This window comes from Gilvimarinus sp. 1_MG-2023, from assembly GCF_030548285.1.
The window spans coordinates 1-250 of sequence record NZ_JAUOSC010001405.1 but is presented as its reverse complement, the minus strand read 5'-3'; the positions used below and the strand labels follow the sequence as shown (position 1 = coordinate 250).

The 250-nt window shown below is 65.6% G+C and carries 1 protein-coding gene; it reads left to right on the top strand.

The window, feature by feature from the left end; all coding sequences use genetic code 11:
* Window positions 1-101: 101 nt before the first annotated feature.
* On the top strand, window positions 102-250 hold a 149-nt coding region (locus tag Q4563_RS21455), incomplete at its 3' end, for a molybdopterin cofactor-binding domain-containing protein (RefSeq protein WP_303605965.1).

The window sequence follows — 250 nt, the reverse complement described above, 5'->3', positions numbered from 1 at the left end:
GGGCGGCACAGCTGGCAGTGGTGGAATACCAGCAGCAAACCCCGCTGCTTGATCCGCGTGAGGCGCTGGCGCAGTCGCGACTGGTGCGCCCGAGCCACAGCATGAAGCGCGGAGACCTGGCGGCCGCCATGGCTACCGCAAGCCATATTCTGGAAGCCGAGCAAGCCGTGGGCGGCCAGGAGCACTTTTACCTCGAAGGCCAGGTTTCCCTGGCAATGCCAGCGGAAGACGGCGGCATGCTGGTGTACAC